Origin of the sequence: Bartonella queenslandensis (assembly GCF_018155095.1) — a bacterium.
GTDB lineage: Bacteria > Pseudomonadota > Alphaproteobacteria > Rhizobiales > Rhizobiaceae > Bartonella > Bartonella queenslandensis_B.
On the sequence record NZ_NAAI01000006.1, the window covers coordinates 92157 to 115923 of the forward strand.

Consider the following 23767-nt stretch of genomic DNA (forward strand, 5'->3'; position numbering starts at 1 on the left):
GGTAACCCATCGCCTAAACTCACACCCTTGGCACAAATAATTCGCAAAGTAACAGACCACCTTGTCCTCTGCTAAAGCTGCTATAATAGCTATAATACAACAGCTTTGCTTAATTTTTTGCTTCTATATTTTGACAAATATTACATCAAAGGCGCAAGCTTTGCTTGCGCCCTTCTCAAAAAATTTATAATTTTTTCCAAAACATCGTCACTCAAGAATTACTAAAAGGTTCTTATTTTCCTTTATCAGATTCCGCAGGTTTTGACTTTTTTTCAGCACTATTTTTACTTTGAGAGTGATTGACTGATTTTGTGGTACCTTTTGCACCTTGTGCCTTTTTCTCAGCTTCACTAGATTGCGCTTTTTTAGACTCAGCATTCTTGGATTGAGTCCCACTGGATTTTACTGTTTTATTCCCGACAGCTTCCTCTGCTTTTCCTGCCTCACCTTTAACGGTTTCTTCTTTATGGGACACTTTTTTAGGCGCTATTTTAGCGTCTTTTTCATCAACCACAGAGTCCCCTGCCTTCACTGTACCCGTTTTTGGAACAGAAGAAGTCCGCGGAGCAGCACTCTCATCTTTCTGGGTCCGTGAAGGAGGCTTTCCTGCAATAACCTCATTAATTTCAGCGCCTGTTAAAGTTTCATATTCCAACAAGCCCTGTGCTAAAGCAAACCATTCTTTTCTTTTTGTTTTCAAAATATTGGTCGCACTTTTATAGGCATCATCAATAAGTTTACGCACTTCCATATCAATCATGCGCGCTGTTTCTTCAGAAACATTTTGTGTTCGCGCAACAGAATGACCTAAAAAGACTTCATCTTGATTATCGCCATAAGCGACATTTCCAAGCAGATCAGAAAATCCCCACCGTGTGATCATCGCACGTGCTAATTTAGTTGCTTGCTCAATATCAGAAGAAGCCCCCGACGTGATATTTTCCTTTCCAAACTTCAATTCTTCAGCCACACGTCCGCCCATCATGATAGCCAAACGAGAAATCATCCACCGATAACTCATGGAATAGCGATCGCCTTCAGGCAATTGCATCACCATTCCCAATGCCCTTCCCCTTGGAACAATGGTTGCTTTGTGGACAGGATCGGCAACTGGCACATTGAGAGCTACGATAGCGTGGCCTGCTTCGTGATAAGCAGTGAGTTCTTTTTCCTCTTGTGTCATAGCGGTTGAACGACGTTCAGCCCCCATCATCACCTTATCTTTTGCATCTTCGAATTCTTGCATTGTCACGACTCTTTTATTACGACTCGCAGCCATAAGAGCAGCTTCATTGACAAGATTCATCAAATCCGCACCGGAAAATCCTGGTGTTCCCCTTGCCAAAACCTTTAAGTCAACATTAGGGGCTAAAGGCACATTGCGCACATGTACTTTCAAGATTTGCTCACGCCCAGAAACATCAGGGTTTGGCACAACAACTTGTCGATCGAAACGCCCTGGTCTCAATAAAGCAGGATCAAGCACATCAGGCCGGTTAGTTGCAGCAATAAGAATAATACTTTCATTGGGCTCAAACCCATCCATTTCGACAAGCAACTGATTTAAAGTCTGCTCGCGTTCATCATTTCCACCACCAAGTCCAGCCCCCCGATGGCGTCCAACAGCATCGATTTCATCGATAAAGATAATACAAGGTGCATTTTTTTTAGCCTGTTCGAACATATCACGCACACGGCTCGCCCCCACCCCTACAAACATTTCAACAAAATCAGACCCTGAAATGGTAAAGAATGGTACATTGGCTTCACCAGCAACAGAGCGCGCTAACAAAGTTTTACCGGTTCCTGGAGGACCAACCAGCAAAACACCGCGGGGAATACGTCCCCCTAAGCGTTGAAATTTTTGTGGTTCGCGTAAAAATTCAACAATTTCTTGGAGATCTTGTTTTGCTTCTTCAACGCCAGCAACATCCTTAAAGGTAACACGTCCTTGTGCTTCATTAAGCAATCTCGCTTTTGACTTCCCAAATCCCATTGCACCGCGTGATCCATTTTGCATTTGTCGCATAAAAAAGACCCACGCCCCAACGATAATAATAACAGGCAACAAAGAAAAAAGAAGATTGAGGAAGATACTATTTCCAGAGCTTTCAGGAATAGCTTTAACATTCACATTTTTGCTTTCCAATTTTTGTATCAAACCTGGATCACGTGGTGCAAAAGTTGAAATAGTTCTACGTTCGACAGTTTGTCCTGTTAATTTTTGACCTTGAATGGTCACCGACTTCACCTCATTATTCTCAACTTTTTGCAAAAATTCAGAATAGGAGAGTTCTCCACCACCAGAACGTTGACTATCTCCATTAAAGAGAGAAAACGATATAATCAAAATCAAAGCAATAACTCCCCAAATGAGGAGAGAGCGGTAATTGGAATTCATATTCAGCCCACTTAATCAAATATATATTTCAAACAGTTCCTTTTAACATATAACCTTGTCATCCCCTTGCCAAGAGATGAGAGGCGGTTTATTCTCTTTTAGAGTCATTTTTCTTTATCTTTTCACCTCAAGATTAAAAAAAGGTTCCACAACATTCACCAGTGCAGCATCCTCGCGTGAGGAAAGCCAATCGAAAGGCGCCATAATCCGCTTGATAATAACATTTTTATGAATAATTGCTTGAGAAATCAACTCTGGAATATCATACCCTTTATCATTTGAAATCATCAGCAGTGATTGTAAGGAGGGAAAATGAGGCTTTTCAAGATCGAAATTGCTGTTTTGCAATAAAAATTTCAGCTGTTCTAACTTTGCTGCTCCAACCTTTATAGTCTCAGATTCATGATTTGTAATGCGATAACGCCCATCCCATATAAAAGTTTCATCTGGCTCCACAAGAGCTTCTTTCATATTTCGCCCTTCACGCCACAAAGCGATACCCTTTTTATTATATTCAATAACACAGCCAGCACAAGTAAAACGCTTCTTTTCTGGAGAGTTGAGACAGAGTTTTTGAGCAAGGGTGCTTAATTTTTGATTGGAAAGCAAATAAAATCCGCCTCCCATCAACACAGCAAAGAGCCCCACAACAAAAGGAAAACAGGAATGTTTCTGTAAAAATGGTGCAGGTTTTTCGATAAAACAACGTCCATATTGAACAGTAATATTCAGAGCTAAAATCAAATCGGCAATATTTTGTGCTTGTCGACGACGCTGCCATGCCGCTTTATTTATTTTTTGAGCAAGATCAGCAAGCTTTTGTGAAGAAAGAGATTGGCGCACACGCACACGTTCAAAATTGCGATCTTCATTAGTTGGGTCATTAATCCATGTTTTTCCTTGTAAGCGTAAATAGTTCCGTAATGTTTGGCGTTTTACCCCAAGGAGAGGTCGAATCAAACGTATTTTTCTATGCAACAAAGCCTCACGCGGAATACAGGATAAACCACGCTCATAGAGGACCCCATCGCTTGTTTCGGTCATATTTTTTCTTGTTTCTTTGGCATGAGCTTCGCCATGTATAGCATCAACTTCACCGTACAACGCACCGGCAAAATCGCCCACATGCCCCTCACTGCGCATACCACCCACTTCACTATGCAAAGGTCCCCTCCTCTTTTGGAGACGTTGACACCGCATTTGATAAGTTTCAACCTGATCATTGAGTGTATGTCCCGTCATAATAAGGGAGGCGCCCTGTTTTTGCGCTTCCTGAACCAAGAGATTATAGCGTGCAATACGAGCGCTAAAAGCAAGATGCGTCTTTGGTTTTTTGCCTTCCCACCGCACAGTGATATGTTTAATGTGATAATCACGACAAATTTCCGCAACAATTTCTGCTTCACGCGCGGATTCTTTACGCAGCTGATGATCAACAGTAACCGCAATTATTTCCGGAGGAATAGAGAAAGTTTCTAAATATTCTTTGACCAAAAACATCAAAGCTAAAGAATCACTTCCCCCAGAGACGGCAAGAACCACCTTCTGACACTGAATAAAATCCGATGTTTTAAAGAGATCTCTTGCCAGTCTAACGCACACCCAAAACAACCTCGCTGCTTATTTTACGGGTTTACAAAACACAGACTCTAACATTTGATGATGTTTTTTGTTTTTGGCAAAAAGAGTACAATCCTCTTTATTTGCCTCAAGAGCAACCATACTTCTCGCTAATTTCAGCAAAATTTCGGAGGTATAGAGCTTTTTTTTATCGGCATACCATGCGGTAAGATAAATCTGTGCTGCTTCATGATAGCGCTTTTGTCCCAACAACGATTCAGCCAACCAAAATAAAGCATCATCACTCAAAGGATCTTTTTTGTAACGATTTTGAAAAACACAAAAACTTTTTTCAGCATCAACATAGTTGGCAGAACGAATAAAATCATAACCTTCTTTATACAAAGCTTTTGAAGCAGCAAGAATGTCACTCTGATGTGCTTCACTGTGAGCGTTTACGTCATGTGCTTTTTCTAAATGATCCCCTGTTTCCTCCACATTATGGTCTTTCACATCAGCAACCTTTGTCTGATCACCCGCGCTCAACTCCTGCACCCTCTCTTCTTTTACAGTCTGAGATTTTTCATCTAACGCGGCATTTTCAATGGAACAAGAATAAACAGAAGAGTCTTTTTTATCAAAAAGTCGGTGAAACTGCTTTTTAACATTTTGCAAATTGTTATGCTCAAGTACCATCCGTATTTTATGCAAAAGCTTATCTAAATCATAATCTTTAAATAAAGCCTGCTGATTCTCTAAAATAATCCCTTTATGCTCTGCAACATCCGAAGCTTTCTTCATCACATCAGATGCTTTATCAGCAGCCTCAGTGGCCTTTTCTACCCCTTCAGTAGCAGCTTTATCAGCAACATCAGAAGCTTTCTTCATCGCATCAGATGCCTTATCACCAGCCACAGTGGCTTTTTCTACCCCTTCGGTAGCAGATTTCTCAACAGCCTCAGAAGCTTTCTTCATCGCATCAGATGCCTTATCACCAGCCACAGTGGCTTTTTCTACCCCTTCGGTAGCAGATTTCTCAACAGCCTCAGAAGCTTTCTTCATCGCATCAGATGCCTTATCGGCAGCCTCAGTAACTTTTTCAACCGCACTGGAAGCAGCTTTATCAGCAACATCAGATGCTTTCTTCATCGCATCAGATGCCTTATCGGCAGCCTCAGAAGCTTTTTCCATCGCACCGGAAGCAGCTTCACCAACAGCATCAGGTGCTTTCTTCACCGCATCAGATGCCTTATCAGCAGCCTCAGAAGCTTTTTCCATCGCACCAGAAACAGCTTCACCAACAGTATCAGAAGCTTTCTTCATCGCATCGGATGCCTTATCGGCAGCCTCAGAAGCTTTTTCCATCGCACTGGAAGCGGCTTTATCAGCAACATCAGATGCTTTCTTCACCGCATCAGATGCCTTATCGGCAGCCTCAGAAGCTTTTTCCATCGCACCGGAAGCAGCTTCACCAACAGCATCAGGTGCTTTCTTCACCGCATCAGATGCCTTATCAGCAGCCTCAGAAGCTTTTTCCATCGCACTGGAAGCGGCTTTATCAGCAACATCAGATGCTTTCTTCACCGCATCAGATGCCTTATCGGCAGCCTCAGTGGCTTTTTCTACCCCTTCGGTAGCGGCTTTATCAGCAGCCTCAGAAGCTTTCTTCATTGCATCAGATGCTTTATCGGCAGCCTCAGTGGCTTTTTCTACCCCTTCGGTAGCAGCTTTATCAGCAGCTTCAACTTTATCCGTATCATGTGCTGGATATTCAGAGGCCTTTCGTGCCGCACTTTCAGCAAATGAAGCAGAACAAGCTATGAAAACCGCCGTATAAAAAAGTGTTTTCCAGTTGATTTTACGATACATTCTTTTCTCCCCTTAAGAGCTCATTGAATGGTTGAAACAAACCATTCGCTTTCTTAACGATTGTTCATGTCACCCAGCGTTGTCACAGCACGTCGATTTTGATTCCAACAGGAAATATCATCACATACCGCTACAGGTCTTTCTTTTCCGTAAGAAATTGTTTGAATCCGTTGCTCAGACACACCAAGAGACACCAAATAATTTCGCACAGCAACAGCACGGCGCTGTCCAAGTGCCAAGTTATATTCACGCGTTCCCCGTTCATCAGCATGACCTTCGATCATAATAGAATAATAAGGATAATGAAGCAACCATTCTGCTTGGCGCGTTAAAATACGCTCAGCCTCTGCATCCAATGAAGAAGAATCGAGACTAAAAAACACGCGATCCCCCACATTAACCGTAAATTCCTGCCCTGAACCTGGTCCCTGATTCAAACCAGCATCATTCATATAAGCACCATGCATACCATGAAGTGCACCGATATTTTTTTTGCCACACCCCCCCAAGCACAGTGAGAAAAAAAAGAGGATAGCTAAGGAATGAAAGAAGGTATTCTTGGTAGAGCGCATAGTCCGTTTCTCCTTAAGTTTTGTAAAGAAGGGTCAATTCTTAGAATATTTTAAGAATAACCATTAATTCCTAATGAAGACGAAATTTTTCTGTTTTTTTTGTTATCATTTTCAGTCTCTGCCAATATTTCTTCCCTCCATCTATTCCTCTCACCTCTCCATGAGAAATTGAGCAATATTGTCCTTATACGTCATGTTTTTTTTACGCATCCTCTTGCTCTTGACGATTTTTTTGCAGCGCGTTTAATTTTGCAAAAACTTTATCAGCATCAAAAGTCTTATGTGGATTTTCTTCACCCTCATTTTCCTCTAGAGCAGCGTTTTCAGTCACAGAGGCGGGAAGCAATGACCTATCTTCCTCTGTAGCAACAGGACGATTTTTTGCGGCACGCTGGAGTTCAAAATCCAGATCGATTTGCGAACACAAGCCAAGTCCTACAGGATCAAGAGGAGACAAATTTGCACTATTCCAATGGGTTCTCAAGCGAATTTGTTCAATCGTTGCTTTTGTTGTCCCAATCAACCGTGCAATTTGTGCATCTTTCAATTCGGGATGGTTGGTGACCAACCATAAGATACCATTGGGACGATCTTGACGCCGAGAAAGAGGGATATAGCGTGCCCCTTTACGTTTTTTTTCAGGAATGTGCACCCTCGATTGAGAAATTTTCAAGCGTGCGTTTTGATCCGCCTCCACCCGTGCAATTTCACTACGCGTCAACTGCCCAGAACTAATCGGATCAAGACCTTTAATACCATAAGCTGCCTCTCCATCGGCAATAGCTTTTACTTCCAAGACATGCAATTTACAAAATTCTGCAATCTGCTCAAAAGAAAGAGCTGTATTATCAACCAACCAAACAGCTGTCGCCTTGGGCATCAAAAGTTGCGTTGCCATTTTTATAAATCCTCTTTTGCGCCTCTTCTATGAGGCAGGTTACGCCCACTCAAGAGCACTGGAACTTCTTATTATATATTCGTTTTTTCTACCCACTCTTAAAATAAAGCGAGGCATGGAAAAAACCATTTTGCCATGAGATTAAACTCTGTTATAGCGTGATTTTTTCTCAACGACAAGAGATCTCTCTTGGAATGATCCTCAACAAAGGTATCTTTACCTTTAAGATGAATTTTCTTATAAAGGATTTATTCGATTATTTCACCTCATGCTGTGGCGGATTTATTTTTGGTGGGATGCGTGTTTTATCGCCTTAAATTCTAACAAAGCACCCAACCGGAAGGACAGCCCTCAAACAGGAAAGAAGACTATGGCAGGCCATTCACAATTTAAAAATATTATGCATCGTAAAGGGCGTCAAGATGCAATGCGCTCGAAAATATTTTCTAAGCTTGCACGCGAAATTACCGTAGCAGCAAAACAAGGCGCTCCTGATCCCGCCATGAATCCACGTTTAAGGCTGGCGGTCCAAAATGCCAAAGCACAGTCAATGCCGAAAGATAATATTGAACGCGCGATTAAAAAAGCTTCAGGAACCGATGTTGAAAATTATGATGAAGTCCGCTATGAGGGCTATGGACCAGGCGGTGTTGCCGTCATTGTTGAAGCTTTAACAGACAACCGCAACCGCACCGCTTCAAACGTACGCGCTGCTTTCACCAAATCAGGAGGAGCGCTTGGGGAAACGGGTTCTGTAAGTTTTATGTTTAATCGGATTGGTGAAATAATTTATAAGCCAGAAGCAGGAACAGCAGATAATATCATGGATGCTGCAATTGAAGCTGGTGCCGAAGATGTACAATCAGAAGAAACAGGACATCACATTACCTGCGCATTTGAAGATATTGGTGAAGTTTCAAAAACACTTGAAGCAAAACTTGGTGAAGCAGAATCGATTAAAACAATTTGGAAAGCCACCACCCTTGCTCCAATTGATGAAGAAAAAGCTTTATCCGTTTTACGACTGATTTCAACATTAGAAGAAGATGATGATGTACAAAATGTTTATGCTAATTTTGATGTGAGCGATGAGATTTTGGCAAAATTGTCCGTATAATTTCCACCTTTTAGCCCCCTTTTCATCTACGGGGGATTGAAAAAGCATTTGTCAGCCCTTTATTCACAATATAAAAACCCCGCATCAAGAGCGGGGTTAATCATTTATAAAGCCCAAGAAAACCATCATCAACCGCATAAAAAAAGCATAAAGCAGATACCTTTGAACACTTAAACAATTTTGATGATAAAAGCGTACAAAACTCTATCGTCTCACGCCTTTCTTAATATATTCTGAGCATGCTCCCTATAGCCCCTCTCTCTTTGTTCTTTAAGATGAACCTTTCCACCACCCTTCTCAAATGATGAAGATCTTGCCCCGATCTGGTTTGTAAACAGTGTGGATTTTTTAGACGCATTCCTATCATCATGCATAAGATTCACTTGAAACTGAAGACAAAATACCCTCCCCCCTCAATACGCATCACATCGATTTATATAAGGAGAGTTCAGTGTTATTGAATGTGAATGAAATTCCTTCGATATCGTAAAATATCGTATTTCAAATCTATGTACCAAATCTATGGGTATGTTGAATCAATCAAAATCATCTCCTTACGCATCATGAAGTAGAAAAGCCTGTATAGCGTAAAATTTAAAGGAGAACATAGCCCCTTATGAACTGTCTCAAAGGCGATAGGGCTGTTGCAACATGAGGGATTTGTATGATGCCGGCTTGCTCTTTTATGAAACATCAAAAAACTTTTGGAGATATTCAATATTTTTTAAAGACGTGATCCATAATCTTAAGAGAAGGCTCTTTCCCACAGGGTTTCCTTTAGTTAAGGAAAATACATCAGGGGAGCAGTAGAGAAAACCCACTTGACAAAGCGCTTAACAAGGATCTGAACTCTGCGCCAATCAGATCAGGAAGGAAGTCAAAAATACCTATAGCAACCGTTTGAAGAATAAAGGCCATCGAGAAACCTCAAAACAACTGCATTTTTTCAAGGAATGTTTTTTTAACAGCATTTTTCCCAAGAAAATTGCATTATCGACAAACGACAACCGATATGGATGAAATCAATAGAACCTCCCATGTCCCCCATCACAAATCCCTTGCTTGAAATGATTAAAAACCATTGAAATTGTGTAGACTTAAGACTGCATTGCTTCTACGTTCTATTTTAAAGCATTTTTTTACGTTCTATTTTAAAGCATTTTTTATTGTATATTGAGCAATGGAGACCATGCTGGATCAGAAGCATCATTGGGTGTAGGGAGTTGCCGTTCATTGCGTCCCGTAATATCAATGGTATAGATTTTGGGTCCCATACCAGGATTTTTACGAAAGAACATCAGCACACGACCATTGGGAGCCCAAGTTGGTCCTTCATTGTGAAATCCTGTGGTTAAAATTCGTTCTCCTTGTCCATCAGGACGCATAACACCGATAGAAAACTGTCCATTTAATTGTTTTGTGAAAGCGATATAGTCCCCACGTGGTGACCAAATAGGTGTTGAATAACTCCCTTCATTTGAAGAAATACGCTGAATATCACTCCCATCCGCATTCATTTTATAGATTTGCGGCTTTCCGCTACGATCTGAAGAAAAGACGATTTGTGTTCCATCCGGTGAATAAGAAGCAGATGTATCAATAGCAGAAGTTGTTGTAAGACGTGTCATGGTACGTGTGCGTAAATCCATGGTGTAAAGATTTGCACTCCCATCATTTTGTAACAAACTCATGATGACCTTTTGTCCATCAGAAGAAAAACGCGGAGCAATTGTCATGTTATTAAACGTTCCAATCAACTCTCTTTGTCCCATTTCAATTTGTTGGAGATAAACATGAGGCACTTGATTGTCCTCATAGGCCATATAAGTCATTTCTTGTCTTTTGGGTGAAAAACGCGGTGTCAGCACCAATTCACTCCCATCAGACATATAAATCAAATTTGCGCCATCTTGATCCATCATTGCCAAACGTTTAATACGTGCGTTTTGAGGTCCTGTTTCATCGATAAAAACAATTCTTGTATCAAAATAACCACTTTCTCCTGTCATCTCACTGTAGATCTCATCGGCAATCATATGGGCCACACGCCGCCAACGTTCTGTCGCAGTATAAAAACGCCGTCCTTTCAATTGCCGCTGTCCAAAAACATCCCATAAACGAAAATCAACCCTCAAACGTCCATCGATTTCTCTCATGACTTGCCCCATCACCAAACCTTGCGCTTTTATCTTCTGCCACGAAGCAAAATGGGGTTGTTTATTCGGATTAGAAATTTTTTCAAAAAAATTGTCCTTATCAAGTGGTACAAAAAGCCCTGACCGTTCAAGATCAGCTGTTACCACAGCCGTTATTTTAGATCCAATCGAATCATTTGAAATAAAGTCTGTAATTGCAATGGGAATAGGGTCAAAGTCAGCGCTCGAAATCGTTCCTTTCAACTGCGCATAAACTGATGAAATACTTGAAAGCCACAAACAGCAAGTGACTATAAACCACGTAAAAACTTTATGTCTCGTTATAGTCATCATGGCATGTGTCCTTTCGTTCAGCGAATTTATTGTCTCTCATTTATCATCTTATTTCTCGGAGAGGATCAACATTAAAGTCAAAACCTTGCCCCCACAAGTCATATTGATCACGGGGAAGATCTTCATAAGGTTGACACGAAAAGACAGCAGCGTATACCTGCCTTATCATAATCACTTGTTGACTCTCAAGACCGCTTACGGGATCAATGATAGGATCACCCATAACCATCCCTTCACGGTCTAAGTAAAACCGCAACCGCACGACGGGACGGTTTTTTAAATCGCCACCAAGCGCCACAAGTTTAAGCTTCTGTTGAATGCATCCCCCCGCAATACTGACCAATGTTTGTGCCATTTTTGTGGTATCATTAATATTTTTTCTTGCCCCCAAAGCTTCTGGTGTATGAGAACGTTTTGCTCCCCCTCCCTGTGACCGCGCACGATTGAGCAAATTATTTTCTTCCATGGCTAAAATATCTTCAATCGTCTGTTTTTCTTGATTTTTCTTGTTAAGCTTTGACGTCTTTTGATTCAAATCCCCCTCTTTCTTCATTGGCAATTCTTCATCAAATTTTGGTTTAAACTGTGGAAGAAGAGGTTTTTCTGGAAGTGCAATTTTGGGCGCTTGATGAACAACCTGCTCTGCTGGTGCCTTTTGTACCGTTGGAGCCAATTCTTTCGGCGATATCATCTCTTCATTTTTGTGCGCAGACTTAAGAGAAAGCTTGGCGGCATCCTCCAAAGCCTCTGAAGGCGTCTCAGGTGCAAACTTAGACGCATCCCCCAGCACCTCTAAAGGCATCTCAGGCACAAGCTTAGACGCATCCTCCAAAGTCTCTGAAGGCGTCTCAGGCGCAAGCTTGGACACATCCTCCAGTGCTTCCAAAGGCGTCTCAGGCACAAGCTTGGACATATCCTCCAAAGTCTCTGAAGGCGTCTCAGGCACAAGCTTGGACATATCCTCCAAAGTCTCTGAAAGCGTCTCAGGCACAAGCTTGGACGCATCTTCTGTTTTTGCTTCTACTGGTTCTGTAAGTTTGGATATTTCTGACGTATTGCTTGATGGCAAGGGTGTTGTTTCAATGGTTCGGGGTTTTTCCTTTGGTTGAAAAGGTGCAAGACTATCGCGTTGTCCCTCGCCAATATAGCGAGCCTCTTCTTTCTCTTGGGGGGTAGTTGTTGGTTTAACGGCAGGGATTGCACGAAGCGGCGCGTTTACAGCGCCTTGTTGAGAGGAGAATTCTTCCATCAAAGGAGCAAGAGTCATAGGAATTGCTTCTAATGGTTGAGGCAAAGAGACAAAGTTTGTAAACTGAACGGCTCCCCAACTGAGAAAAATGACATGGACCACAAGGGATAAAACCAAGCCTCGTTTCATGCTATGATAGGAGTCTTTGTTCATTCTTTATGCCTTAATTGATACCTTGTATTTTTTTATTTTTAATCACACTGTACTCTTTTAAAAAATTTAAAAACAACTCTTTAAGCAAATTTTACTATTTATTGCGCCAAACTTGCTAGTGCCACTTGAGAAAATCCGGCTTTTTGAATATCCGCCAAAAGTTTTAAGACTTGTTGATATTCAACAGTTTTAGCAACCCGCACAAAAACCCGTTGATCTTTTTGTGTCGCATCGGCTTCCAGAAGAGTTTTAAGCTGTGCAATCAGCGCCTGTGATGTTTCATAATAATCTTGATTAATGGCAAAGCGTCCTGAAGCATCAAGTGAAACCGTAAGGGGTATTTTTTGCGTGCGTACGGGTCCCGCTTGACTACGAGGCAAATCCAAAGGAACACCGTTTACTAAAAGGGGGGCAGAGACCATAAAAATAATGAGCAACACCAGCATCACATCCACAAAAGGGGTGACATTGATCTCACTCATCAGTTGGCTTCGTGAATGATGCCGCCTACGTGTTTTTTTTTGAGAAGAAGAAACAACAGAAACGCCCATAGATAAGCTCCTTTTTATCAAGAGGAAGGTGCTGAACGTGTTTCATCAATACGCCGCGATACAATTGTTGAAAATTCATCAGCAAAATTTTCTATTTGTGCAACGATGCGACCACTTTCATGGGTCAACTTATTATAGGCGATAACAGCTGGAATTGCCGCAAACAAACCAATAGCAGTTGCCAAAAGCGCTTCTGCAATCCCTGGTGCGACAATGGCAAGAGATGTATTTTGAGAAGCTGAAATAGAAAGAAAAGACTCCATAATACCAATAACGGTTCCAAAAAGTCCGATAAAAGGTCCCGCAGATCCAAGTGTTGCAAGAAAACCTAACTTTGATTCTATTTTTTCACTTTCACGTCCCAGTGTCAGATCCATAGCCTTATCAATTCTGCTCTGCAAACTTGTCGATGTATGGGTTCCTTTTTCAAGAGATTTTTTCCATTCACCCATTGCCGCCATAAAAACGGCCGATATGCTATTGGTGCGTTGACTTTTACATGAAGCATAAAGATCTTCTAGCGCTTTACCTGACCAAAATAGACGTTCAAATTGCTTTATTTCACGCCGTATTCTCCGATATGTAAAAATTTTATCAAAAATAATGGCCCAACTCCAAACGGAAGAAAGCAGCAACAAAACCATAACAGCTTTAACGACGAAACCCGCTTGCATAAACAGATGCAACATTCCCATTGTTTCTGGATTCGTTAGTTCTACATGCGGCATAATTTTTGTCCCTCTAAATGAAAGGTGCATTGATTAAAATTCTAATAAAACAGATTGTTTTATAGTTTCTAAATTTAAGTAAAAAATCTTAGTTTCACATAAATCTATGGGCTAAAACAAGACCTGTTTTTTTAATTTCTTTAAAAAGTGACTATGAGAAGCATCTCTCAAACCACCCCATCCCCATTTCACAACGGTATTCATGAAAGATATAACGATAAAGCCCCCATGATATAAAAATGCATGATATCAAATCTACACGCACGACGCTCTTTATGCTTATGGCAAGAACGCTAAATCATCATAGGTGTCTCCAGCACAAAATATTGCGATAAATCTGAGCCCTTAAAAAGTTCATACGAGGTATTGTTATTCCTTTCTCAAGTGTTTTTTCCCCACGCCTCAATCTCACGTGTGATATGCAAGAAAATATTTTTAATGAGTTCACTGTAAAAAAAGCCTGAAAAGAAAAAATTTTACCCGTCTTAAAATTTTCATTTAAATTGCAACACATTCAATGATCATGATCAATAAATATGTTATCATCATGAAAAATTGTGCCTTGCCTCAAGCTCTTGTTTCTCTCATTTTCCCTTAAGCTTAACAGGAGTACCCCCTCAGGCACAAAAAAACCTAAAAATAAATCACCATCAAATGCCTCACCCCATGTCCCCCATCCAATGCCCCCCATGTAAGTCTCACCATGTCGTCTCATACAATCGGATGTAAGTCTCGTATAATCTCATCGTGCTGTGAATTTTTTTCTTTCAATGCGCATCATCTCTCCGGCACCACGGTATAGCTTCAAAACTTCCGTGACGTGCAAAAAAACCTTTTCACCCTCTTTGACTTCATAAAAACCACCCCCTTCATTCTCTTGGCTCACTTGCGATCTTTAACCACTATGGCATTAAAGATGATACATAAATTTCCACATATTTTTCAATGAATTATATGCTACTTTTTTATGAAAGTGTAAGCAAACGGTTTTAATTATTTCAATGTGAAAAAGCCTGAAAAGAAAAAATTTTACGACACCCGAGGTTCTCATTCAAATCACATAACGCTCCATTATCTTTACACATCAATATATCGTATATTCAATAAACACCACTTTTAACCAAGCATTTTTGCAAAAAGCTCTTTGGGTAAACGTCGTGGTTTTGCCTCCTCATTAATCAGAGCAATTTCAACTTTCGCTGTGACCAACGTGGTCTCTTCGTGTAAAATAGCTTGTTCCATAAAAAAGCGTGCCCCTTGGATATGATCAACACGCGTTTTAACAACTAAAAGGTTATCAATTTTGGCTGGTCGTGAAAAACTAATTTCCATATGGCGCACAACAAAAAACAGTTTTTCCCCCTCAGTCCCTGCGGCTAACGTCTTATTATTAAAACCGGTATCCCGTAAAAATTCTGAACGTCCCCGTTCAAAAAATTCCAGATAACGCGCATGATAAACCACACCGGAAAAATCTGTATCAGCCACATAAACACGGACCTGAAAATTATGAAAAGCATTTTTATGATTGCTCTTGAAAGGTGTTACTTCTGTCATTGACTTCCCGTCCCATAAAATCATTTAAGATAGAAAATTGTTTATCAAGCATTCAACACATTTTTGTGTTGAAGTTATGAAAAGCAAAAGCACAAAACCCTTCATTGTGCCAAACCTTTTCGGTCAAAATATACGAAAAGGAGCCTATCTCTTGCCCGTTATGCTCTTGCTCTAAAATATTCACGCCGTTTCTTTAAAAAGATGCCTTAGTCATCTTCCTCATCCCATAAAGTTGTCTGAAGCGATGCATTGTTTTGAGCATCAGAAAGTTGAGCGCGCCTTTGTATAGACGTTGTTGAAACAGGAGCAGAAAGTCCTAAATGGCTCCAAGCCTTTTCAGTGAGAATACGTCCACGCGCCGTTCTTTGAATAAACCCTTGTTGAAGCAGATAGGGTTCCACAATATCTTCAATAGCATCGCGTGGTTCTGATAAAGCAGCAGCAATTGTTTCAATCCCTACCGGTCCTCCTAAAAAAGTTTCCGCAATCAGGAGCAAATAACGCCGGTCAAGCGGATCAAGCCCAAGATGATCCACCTCAAGGCGCGAAAGCGCTTCATCAGCGATTTTTCGATCAATTTGTTTTGCTTGTTTCACCAAAGCAAAATCACAAACGCGCCGTAAAAGCCGTCCAGCAATTCGAGGTGTTCCCCGTGCTCGGCGTGCAATTTCATGCGCACCATCATCACTGATCTTGACAGCAAAAAGCCGCGCATTACGCTGAACAATATATTCCAATTCTTCTATCGTATAAAAATTAAGACGAATGGGGATACCAAAACGGTCTCTCAGCGGTGTCGTCAAAAGCCCCAATCGTGTGGTTGCCGCAACCAAAGTAAATTTAGCCAGATCAATTTTAACCGAGCGTGCAGCGGGTCCCTCCCCAATAATCAAATCGAGTTGATAATCTTCCATGGCTGGATAAAGAATTTCTTCAATTGCTGGATTTAAGCGATGAATTTCATCAATAAACAAGACATCGCGTTCTTCAAGATTGGTCAAAAGGGCTGCTAAATCTCCTGCTTTAGCAATGACCGGTCCTGAAGTAGAGCGAAAATTAACACCTAATTCTTTTGCCATAATCTGTGAAAGCGTTGTTTTTCCCAGTCCCGGTGGTCCCACAAACAAAACGTGATCCAGCGCTTCTTGTCGCGTTTTTGCGGCTTCAATAAATATTTTTAAATTAGCCCGTGCCGCTTCTTGACCAATAAAGTCATCAAGAACTTGTGGTCTTAAGGAACGATCAGGATCGTTAGGAAGGGGTGTGGAACCCAGAAGGCGTTGATCTTCATCTTTATGCATTGTTACCTTTTATTCAAGTAGGAGAAGAAAGCAATTTGAGACTATGTCGGATCAGCAGGGCAGAAGACACAGTTTCCCCCTCAAGAGCATTCATCGCAAGAGCAAGAGCACGAGCTGCGTGCTCTCGTTCAAACCCTAGCTTCATCAATGCGGAAAGCGCATCATGCGTAGGTTGATCGATCATCTCACGCTGAGGAACTGAAACAGTCTTGACCGCCTGTTCAAAGGGAAGTGTTTTACTTTTCAGTTCACCGACAATTCTTTCACTGACTTTTTTACCAACGCCCGGTGCTCGACTAATCATCGCCACATCGTTTAAGGCGATAGCTTGTGCAAGTTCATCGGGCGATAAAGTTCCCAAGATTGCCAAAGCAACCTTTGCCCCTACACCTGGAACATTTTGTAGAAGACAAAACCACTCCTGTTCAGCTCTTGTTGCAAAACCAAAAAGGCGGATTGCCTCTTCGCGAACATGCGTTTCAATAAAGAGACTTAATGCCTCTCCAACAGAGGGCAAAGAAGGACGCAACCGATTTGAGATAAAAACGACATACCCCACACCATGGACATCAAGAAGGATATGATCTTCAAAGATATGTTCAAGCGTACCCTTTAATTTACCAATCATGGTGTCATCCCAATCATATTGCCACCCTTTCCTGATAAGATTGACCAATGCTCTTACGATGCATGCTATGACAAAGAGCAAGAGCAAGGGCATCAGCCGCATCACTGCTATCAAATTCAGCCCGTGGGAGGAGGACTTTAACCATCATATGAATTTGTTCTTTAGCGCCATGTCCAACCCCAATAACCGATTTTTTAACTTTGTTGGGCGCATATTCAAAAACAGGAAGATTTGCTTGCGCAGGAACCAGTAGCGCAATCGCACGCGCTTGCCCAAGTTTTAAAGTTGCTGTAGCATCTTTATTGACAAACACATGTTCCACCGCAGCTTCATGAGGCATAAATTGATGGACAATCTCTGAAAGACCTTTATGGATTTGGCATAGTCTGGAAGCCAGCTCACACTGTACATCAGAAGCAACCGTTCCTGCAGCAATAAACTGAAGACGATTACCCGCAAGATCGATAACGCCCCACCCTGTCCGCCGTAGTCCCGGATCAATGCCTATAATACGAATCGTCTCTGCCATAGCGTTCAGTTTATACACTTTTCCCCCTCTTGAATAAAGGCTTAAGCCATAAAGAAAAAGCAGTAAAAGACAAAACCAGAAAAAAGAGGATCATGCATCATGAATTTGTCCATTATAACACGCAACAAACAGCAGCTTTATGTGAGACATGAAGACAATCAAACAAAACCACCTCACAAGAAAGCAAAAGAACCCTATAAAAGTTTTCCCTCTCTATCATCTTCCCCTTCTATCTCACATCTTCAATGTCATAATGACTAAACCACCACAAGCAAACAAAGAGAGGCATTGTACTTTATAAATGTAAAGATACTTCTCTATGGGGAGTAATACTTCACGGAATCTTTTTACGTTAGACCTTACCCATGCTATGAACGTACACAAACATTGAGAGATGTTTTTTTAACATGCCCATCGCAGCACAAGAACACATAATAACATTTCCTAAGCAACACGGGGTTACCTATGGAACCGCATAGGACTCCGTAGAGACTCTATAAAGTATTTTGCCCCTATAAAGCATTTTTATGACAATTTATTTTGTGATAACGTGAAGAGAGCCCTCTCCTATACTCCTCCTATTAAAACTGAGAGCCCCCCCAAAACTAAAACAATGCCTTATTATTATAAGAGAACGCATTGATTGAACAAAATACCCTCGTATTATTCATGTTAAATGAGAATCTAGAATATCGAAAGATTCTCTCATTCCAAACCTGTTTTATGTTGTAGCAATCAAAACCATTCCCTTGCACGTTACAAGCAGAAAAGACATTCGAAGAATGAAACTGTACAAGAAAAGACATGCTTCTTATGAACCAGTGTTACACACTGTAAAAACATGAGAGGTTGGCAAATTGTATGATGAGGCTGGTTTACGCTTTTATGAAGCGTAAAAAGGGAGAAACAATGACTTTTATACACTTTTTGAGGGGATTTACCGTTATGCCATTCACGGACGACCGTCACGAAAAAAGGTGTGACGAGCCTTAAGAGATATTTTTTTAAAGCGCAAGCGCGCAGATTGGCAATTCTAAGCTATTCCGTTTGAGGCGTTCATTATAACACAGGCCTTTCAGCCATTTTATGGGGCATAAATTATAGAGTCTTCCCTTCTCCCCACATCTCAAAGGACGAAGATTCCTACCAGCGTTATCTTATAAAAAAAAACGCCTCTCGATAACTTCTTACTGATGACCACTTATGTGACTCACTTCATAGATGCTAAAGATAACTCCTGCCCTAAACACTCTTAAACAACGGTATTTTATGGGAGAATAAGATAAATTGATATCCAAGAGCTTGCCTATATCTAGCATAACCTGATCATTCTCATAGCCAAAAAAACCGTACGATATAAAAAACAAGCGTTCTAGCGACAACAAGCGAAAGCCTATTCCCCTCAAAATCAGCCACAATCCATACTGCAATTTGAAATCAAGCGCCCATAGGCTCAAAATCTTTTCTCATACTCAAAAAGAAATTAGGCAGAAAATACAAAATGAGTGAAAACAGAAAAAACACTCCAGATTGGTTTTCGTTACGCAATTCTGGTTATCAAAAATAGCAATACCACTCTAAATAGCGCAAGAAAGAAACAGTACTATCCTCTCAAAACATTCAAAGGCTGTTTTTAGCAATTTGATTTGTTTGTCCATTGGATTTTTATCACTCAAGTCACTGGAAGCAGCCGTCTCCCATCCTGCCCATAAATACTGTATGCGTGCCTCTCAAACGCAGTGAATGAGCAACAAATGGGCGGAAAATTTCTGGGAGTTCGTCCCAATGAGAGGTTTCAAGTTCTAAGGTTGGTGTATGAAGAGAAACTTTGACGATTTCTTTTTTTATCTGTTCGGATGACATTGCCCCCTCACGCAAAACAAGAAAACATCCTTTAAGAACGCCCAAAGGCTGTTTTTAGCAATTCGATTTGTTTGTCCATTGGATTTTCATCACTCAAGTCACTAGCAACAGCCGTCTCCCATCCTGCCCGTAAATACTGTATGCGTGCCTCTCAAACGCAGTGAATGAACAACAAATGGGCGAAAAATTTCTGGGAGTTCGTCCCAATGAGAGGTTTCAAGTTCTAAGGTCGGGGTATGAAGAGAGACTTTGACGATTTCTTGTTTTATCTGTTCGGGTGACATTGCCCCCTCACGCAAAACAAGAAAACATCCTTTAAGAACGCCCAAAGGCTGTTTTTAGCAATTCGATTTGTTTTCCTACTGGATTTTCATCACTCAAGTCACTAGCAACAGCCGTCTCCCATCCTGCCCGTAAATACTGTATGCGTGCCTCTAAACGCAGTGAATGAGCAACAAATTGGCGGAAAATTTCTGGGAGCTCATCCCAATGAGAGGTTTCAAGTTCTAAGGTTGGTGTATGAAGAGAAACTTTGACGATTTCTTTTTTTATCTGTTCGGGTGACATTTCCCCTTCACGTTCTGCCCGAAGAAGAAGGAGTTGAGAGGCAATCTGCATAAGTCGTGTACTTAAATACATCGCCTCTTTCGCATAGAGTGTAGAAATTTCTGGTGAAAGGGTACGTGCTACAACCTTTCCTTCTGAATCGATATAGGTTGCGGTTTTTTCAATCAGCGCCATTGTCTCTTCATAAAGGCGATTAAAAGCATTTTCAAAAGCATTATGCTCAATCATGATAATAGGTTCATCATAGGGACGTTTATGTACGCTCACGCTTTTATACTCCAAGTATCAGCACAAAACCACACCACTCAACGAACAGAGTCTTAAAAAGTTTCTTTTGTTGCTGTATAGAATGCTTTTTTTTGAAATGACTACCTCTTTTAAATTTTTTGCGCAACGCACTTTTTATACTAAGGTTAACGCAGCCGAACAAGCACCATGGAAGCGTTTTTCTTATAAACGGATCAGTTTCCTTGAAAAAGCCCCCTGCAAAGTCCAACATTTTTCACAATAATAGGCGACTCCAAATTGTAGAGCAAGACCCATTATTATTAAGAGGCTATCGGAAAAAAACGTTCCTGTCATCACTGTTTTTACAATTTGTCCAAACATCGCAAAAATGGTTCCGGTTACAAAGACTGGTAAAGGATATTTTCCTAAGATTGCTAAAGGATGTTTCTGAGAGACATAAAACCATTTATTGACGCGCGGTAAAGAAAGAATGAGAAAAGATAATGCAAGAACATGGAGTAAACGGGGCAAGCTTAAAAAGGTTTTATTAAAATTGACCAACGGAGAAGACCAGCCCAACCATCCCAAAATGCCCCACCAATTTAAGCGAACCCATAACAGAGCCAACAAGAGATACATTGCTGCACAAACCAGCCAAAAAGACTGAAAAGCGATTTTTTTTCCTTGTTTAAGTGCTAGAGTGCTGGTCAAACCAATAACAAATAAGAATTGCCAAGACAAAGGATTTAAAAACCACTTTCCCTCTATAGGATAAGAAGGAGGAGCAATTTTATAAAATCCGCAAGTAAGATAGAGTATAAACGATCCCCAAAGCAGCCATTTGATCTGTTTACAACTCAAATACAGAAGAAAAGGTGCAAAAAACATCAACACGACGTAAAGTGGAAGAATATTATTATAGCCTAACTGATGCCCCAAGCTTAAGGTGCTTAAAAAGGCGATAACAGGCTCTGTAAAAAAGAGCCCTATATTGTTCATTGCTAGCAGCTTTTCTGTCCGCCATAAGAAAAAGGCCCCCCAAAATAGGCTTAACGTGACAAAAGTAGTCAAAAGATACGCTCCATAGAGCTGAAAAGCTCTCTGCCAAAGTTTTCGGAGAATAAAAGCAAAAGGCTTCTGCTGTAAGCGACCATGAAAGCTTAACCCCAACGAAATCCCTGAAAGCAAAACAAAAACTTCTGCAGAATCAGAAAAACCGAAATTTTTATGGGTTATATGCTCATAGAGAGTGCCGGGAATATGGTTGATGAAAATCGTCAACAGGGCTAAAGAACGGAAAACATCAATGCGTGTATCACGATAAAAAGGCTGTGCATTATGATCAACAACAGCGTGAGCTTTCATCAATGGACTTCCACACATCACAAAGCCCCTAAGTCACATAAAAAGAGTAGTTACTCTTATTGCAAACAAGCATGAATAGGATGAAACTTTAACTTTGAAGAGTCAAGTTTCTTTTTAAGTGTTATTTTTTAAGGCAAAAAGATGAAAAACACCCATGCATATATCATGACGAAAAGGCTGTATCGTATGCTGAACAACAGCTTGGTCTTTCAAACGCCTTAGTATTTCAACACTGGACTCCCCCACGCTTCCCCTTGAAATTATGGGGAAATAGTGGTTACCCTCATCGCAAACAAGCATGAATAGGATGCAACTTTAATTTTTAAGAATCATTTTTTTATAAAAATCAGAGATATGGCATGACACAACAAAAAAATAAACCGATTGAATCCCCTCTTTTTCCTCAATTGGTTTTAACACTGGATGTTCGACGCAACACCCCGCACGGCTTTTTGCGTCCAATTTTGCAAACAAAGTCCTTTGCATGCCTCATTCTTTATGATTCTGAAAAGCAAAAAGATGATGGCTCTTTTTTACAACAACAAGCGCAAATTTATGCAGAAGATATTCAAAACAATGACGCTGCTCTTCTCATCGCTGATGACAGCCGCATTGCGGGACGCATAAAGGCTGATGGTTTGCACATAGAAGATGATCTTAACGCCCTTGGAGGCTTTAAAAATCAACAAAAGGAACAAAAAATCTTAGGCTTTGGCAATCTACGCAATCGCCATAGTGCCATGCTTGCAGCAGAAACAGGTGTTGACTATCTTCTGTTTGGAAAATTAGGGGCTGATAAAAAACCAGAGGCGCACCCTCGTAATCTCCAATTAGCAGCGTGGTGGGCAGAGATTATGGAAACCCCTGCCATTATCCAAGCAGGAAGCGATTTTACAATGTTTGATGAAGCCTTAAAAACTGGATGTGAATTCATTGCTGTGGAAGAAGTTATTTTGGGGAACGACAACCCCTTAATATTGCTAAAAATGATGCAAGAAAAATGTAAAAACACCCCCTTGTAATGGAAACGTTTTAACTCTGGTCGAATGCTCTCTCATCTTAACTGTGATTTTATTGTTCATTATTGCTATGAATATTAAAATTATCCGACAGGGAGAACCCGTGATGATTACTAACATTCTGACATTTATTGTCCTGTTTGTTAATTATTTCTCTGAATGGTCTACACTTTTACTGAACTACCCCACAGTTTTTTGCTATCTGTCACTTGCTCTGGTTTCATTGATTAGCTTGCTGGTAAAGAAACCCTTTACCATTTTTTATGCCAGTGCTGGTGTTTCTGAAGAAAAACGCAAACATATCCTATTTTATCTCATCAATAAATATATTATATGGATTTGGGTAATCATCTTTTTTGCATGGTCCCCCAGCTTTGGTGGGGCACTAGGGGGGTAATTTGTGCTAGTATTCTTTTTTCCAAATATCTTCCTAACATCATGCAATATTTTTATCGCATCAAACATCATGGAGCATAACATCATGGAGCATAATATGTCATTGTTTAACATTCTGACCGGAACCTCTTTATGGGCTTGGATTTTGCTTATTTTTCTCATCGCGAGGGGAATAATCGCATTGAAAGATAGGGAAACGAAGGTTTACCGCCTTTTTCTCTTGCCGTTAGTCTTTCTTTTTTTGGGCGCAAGCGATGTGATTACCCAGCTGGCCTTCCCGCGTTGGGGAGCAATCGCAATGTTGGCAGGGCTGATGATCGGCTTTGGCGTTGGCTGGTTGCTCTGGCGTGCTACTCCGCGTTTAAAAATCAAAGAGGGAACAGATTTAATTATTCTGCCTGGTACACGGTTGACGCTGACATTTATTCTTACCGCTTTTGTCATAAAATTCACATTGATTGTTTTTCTCAAGGTTGTACCTGATTTGAAATATGCATTTGATTTTAACCTCCTTTTTGGTCTTTTAAGTGGGTTTACTGGTGGTGTGTTGTGGGGCGGCACATTAAATTTATATATAGCATTTCGAAAGAATCCAAATTAATCCCTATATCATTAGCTGTGGGTGCTTTCCATCAGAACTATCTCAATAGAAGCTTATACCTAACAACAACGCTGCATACAAATGCAGCGTTGCCTCATAGTTTCAGATTTTTTATTCCAGCGCGTG

The 23767-nt window shown here is 40.8% G+C and carries 20 protein-coding genes and 2 pseudogenes; 4 read left to right on the forward strand and 18 right to left on the reverse strand.

The window, feature by feature from the left end; all coding sequences use genetic code 11:
- Positions 1-232: 232 nt before the first annotated feature.
- The 5 genes from ftsH to B5V81_RS05650 all read right to left on the reverse strand — a co-directional run bounded on the left by ftsH (position 233) and on the right by B5V81_RS05650 (position 7300).
- Positions 233-2401 (reverse strand): ATP-dependent zinc metalloprotease FtsH, encoded by a 2169-nt coding sequence (ftsH, locus tag B5V81_RS05630; protein WP_212112527.1) that lies wholly within the window; start codon positions 2399-2401, stop codon positions 233-235.
- A 114-nt stretch (positions 2402-2515) separates the two neighbouring features.
- Positions 2516-4003, reverse strand: coding sequence for a tRNA lysidine(34) synthetase TilS (gene tilS, locus B5V81_RS05635; RefSeq protein ID WP_212112530.1), 1488 nt, complete (start codon positions 4001-4003; stop codon positions 2516-2518).
- 18 nt (positions 4004-4021) lie between these two features.
- Positions 4022-5830 (reverse strand): tol-pal system protein, encoded by a 1809-nt coding sequence (locus B5V81_RS05640; RefSeq protein WP_212112533.1) that lies wholly within the window; start codon positions 5828-5830, stop codon positions 4022-4024.
- Positions 5831-5883: 53 nt separating this feature from the next.
- Entirely contained in the window at positions 5884-6402 is a 519-nt protein-coding gene (pal, locus tag B5V81_RS05645; RefSeq protein ID WP_212112536.1) for a peptidoglycan-associated lipoprotein Pal, read from the reverse strand.
- A 202-nt stretch (positions 6403-6604) separates the two neighbouring features.
- Entirely contained in the window at positions 6605-7300 is a 696-nt protein-coding gene (locus tag B5V81_RS05650; protein WP_212112538.1) for a DUF1013 domain-containing protein, read from the reverse strand.
- 370 nt (positions 7301-7670) lie between these two features.
- Between B5V81_RS05650 and B5V81_RS05655 the strand changes: the two genes are divergently transcribed.
- Positions 7671-8417 (forward strand): YebC/PmpR family DNA-binding transcriptional regulator, encoded by a 747-nt coding sequence (locus B5V81_RS05655; protein ID WP_005774608.1) that lies wholly within the window; start codon positions 7671-7673, stop codon positions 8415-8417.
- 1163 nt (positions 8418-9580) lie between these two features.
- Here the strand turns inward: B5V81_RS05655 and tolB are convergent.
- From tolB to B5V81_RS05720, 13 genes and pseudogenes are all read right to left on the reverse strand, one after another.
- Positions 9581-10906, reverse strand: coding sequence for a Tol-Pal system beta propeller repeat protein TolB (gene tolB, locus B5V81_RS05660; protein WP_439330053.1), 1326 nt, complete (start codon positions 10904-10906; stop codon positions 9581-9583).
- A gap of 43 nt (positions 10907-10949) precedes the next feature.
- A complete protein-coding gene (gene tolA, locus B5V81_RS05665; RefSeq protein WP_212112541.1) occupies positions 10950-12308 on the reverse strand; it encodes a cell envelope integrity protein TolA in 1359 nt (452 codons plus the stop codon).
- Between the two features lie 98 nt (positions 12309-12406).
- Positions 12407-12859 (reverse strand): protein TolR, encoded by a 453-nt coding sequence (tolR, locus tag B5V81_RS05670; protein ID WP_212112543.1) that lies wholly within the window; start codon positions 12857-12859, stop codon positions 12407-12409.
- A 17-nt stretch (positions 12860-12876) separates the two neighbouring features.
- Positions 12877-13587, reverse strand: a complete 711-nt coding sequence (tolQ, locus tag B5V81_RS05675) for a protein TolQ (protein ID WP_212112545.1) — start codon at positions 13585-13587, stop codon at positions 12877-12879.
- Positions 13588-14329: 742 nt separating this feature from the next.
- Complete coding sequence (locus tag B5V81_RS05680; protein WP_212112547.1) at positions 14330-14473, reverse strand: hypothetical protein; 144 nt, start codon at positions 14471-14473, stop codon at positions 14330-14332.
- Positions 14474-14703: 230 nt separating this feature from the next.
- Positions 14704-15144 (reverse strand): tol-pal system-associated acyl-CoA thioesterase, encoded by a 441-nt coding sequence (gene ybgC, locus B5V81_RS05685; protein ID WP_212112549.1) that lies wholly within the window; start codon positions 15142-15144, stop codon positions 14704-14706.
- Positions 15145-15350: 206 nt separating this feature from the next.
- On the reverse strand, positions 15351-16445 hold the full coding sequence (gene ruvB / locus B5V81_RS05690; RefSeq protein ID WP_212112551.1) for a Holliday junction branch migration DNA helicase RuvB: 1095 nt from the start codon (positions 16443-16445) through the stop codon (positions 15351-15353).
- A 13-nt stretch (positions 16446-16458) separates the two neighbouring features.
- Positions 16459-17073, reverse strand: coding sequence for a Holliday junction branch migration protein RuvA (gene ruvA, locus B5V81_RS05695; protein WP_212112553.1), 615 nt, complete (start codon positions 17071-17073; stop codon positions 16459-16461).
- A gap of 13 nt (positions 17074-17086) precedes the next feature.
- On the reverse strand, positions 17087-17602 hold the full coding sequence (ruvC, locus tag B5V81_RS05700) for a crossover junction endodeoxyribonuclease RuvC (protein WP_212112592.1): 516 nt from the start codon (positions 17600-17602) through the stop codon (positions 17087-17089).
- 1577 nt (positions 17603-19179) lie between these two features.
- Positions 19180-19477: pseudogene (locus tag B5V81_RS05705) on the reverse strand (DUF1465 family protein); the annotation flags it as partial.
- A 19-nt stretch (positions 19478-19496) separates the two neighbouring features.
- Positions 19497-19761 (reverse strand): annotated as a pseudogene (locus B5V81_RS05710) (DUF1465 family protein); the annotation flags it as partial.
- A 19-nt stretch (positions 19762-19780) separates the two neighbouring features.
- Positions 19781-20299: a DUF1465 family protein gene (locus B5V81_RS05715; protein ID WP_212112555.1), complete on the reverse strand. Its 519-nt coding sequence runs from the start codon at positions 20297-20299 to the stop codon at positions 19781-19783.
- A gap of 183 nt (positions 20300-20482) precedes the next feature.
- Entirely contained in the window at positions 20483-21625 is a 1143-nt protein-coding gene (locus B5V81_RS05720) for an OpgC family protein (RefSeq protein WP_212112595.1), read from the reverse strand.
- Between the two features lie 359 nt (positions 21626-21984).
- Here B5V81_RS05720 and B5V81_RS05725 point away from each other — a divergent pair, with 359 nt between their 5' ends.
- From B5V81_RS05725 to B5V81_RS05735, 3 genes are all read left to right on the forward strand, one after another.
- On the forward strand, positions 21985-22647 hold the full coding sequence (locus B5V81_RS05725) for a thiamine phosphate synthase (RefSeq protein ID WP_212112557.1): 663 nt from the start codon (positions 21985-21987) through the stop codon (positions 22645-22647).
- A gap of 103 nt (positions 22648-22750) precedes the next feature.
- On the forward strand, positions 22751-23041 hold the full coding sequence (locus tag B5V81_RS05730; RefSeq protein WP_244979401.1) for a hypothetical protein: 291 nt from the start codon (positions 22751-22753) through the stop codon (positions 23039-23041).
- A gap of 84 nt (positions 23042-23125) precedes the next feature.
- Positions 23126-23641, forward strand: a complete 516-nt coding sequence (locus tag B5V81_RS05735) for a hypothetical protein (RefSeq protein ID WP_244979402.1) — start codon at positions 23126-23128, stop codon at positions 23639-23641.
- The last annotated feature ends 126 nt before the right edge of the window (positions 23642-23767 follow it).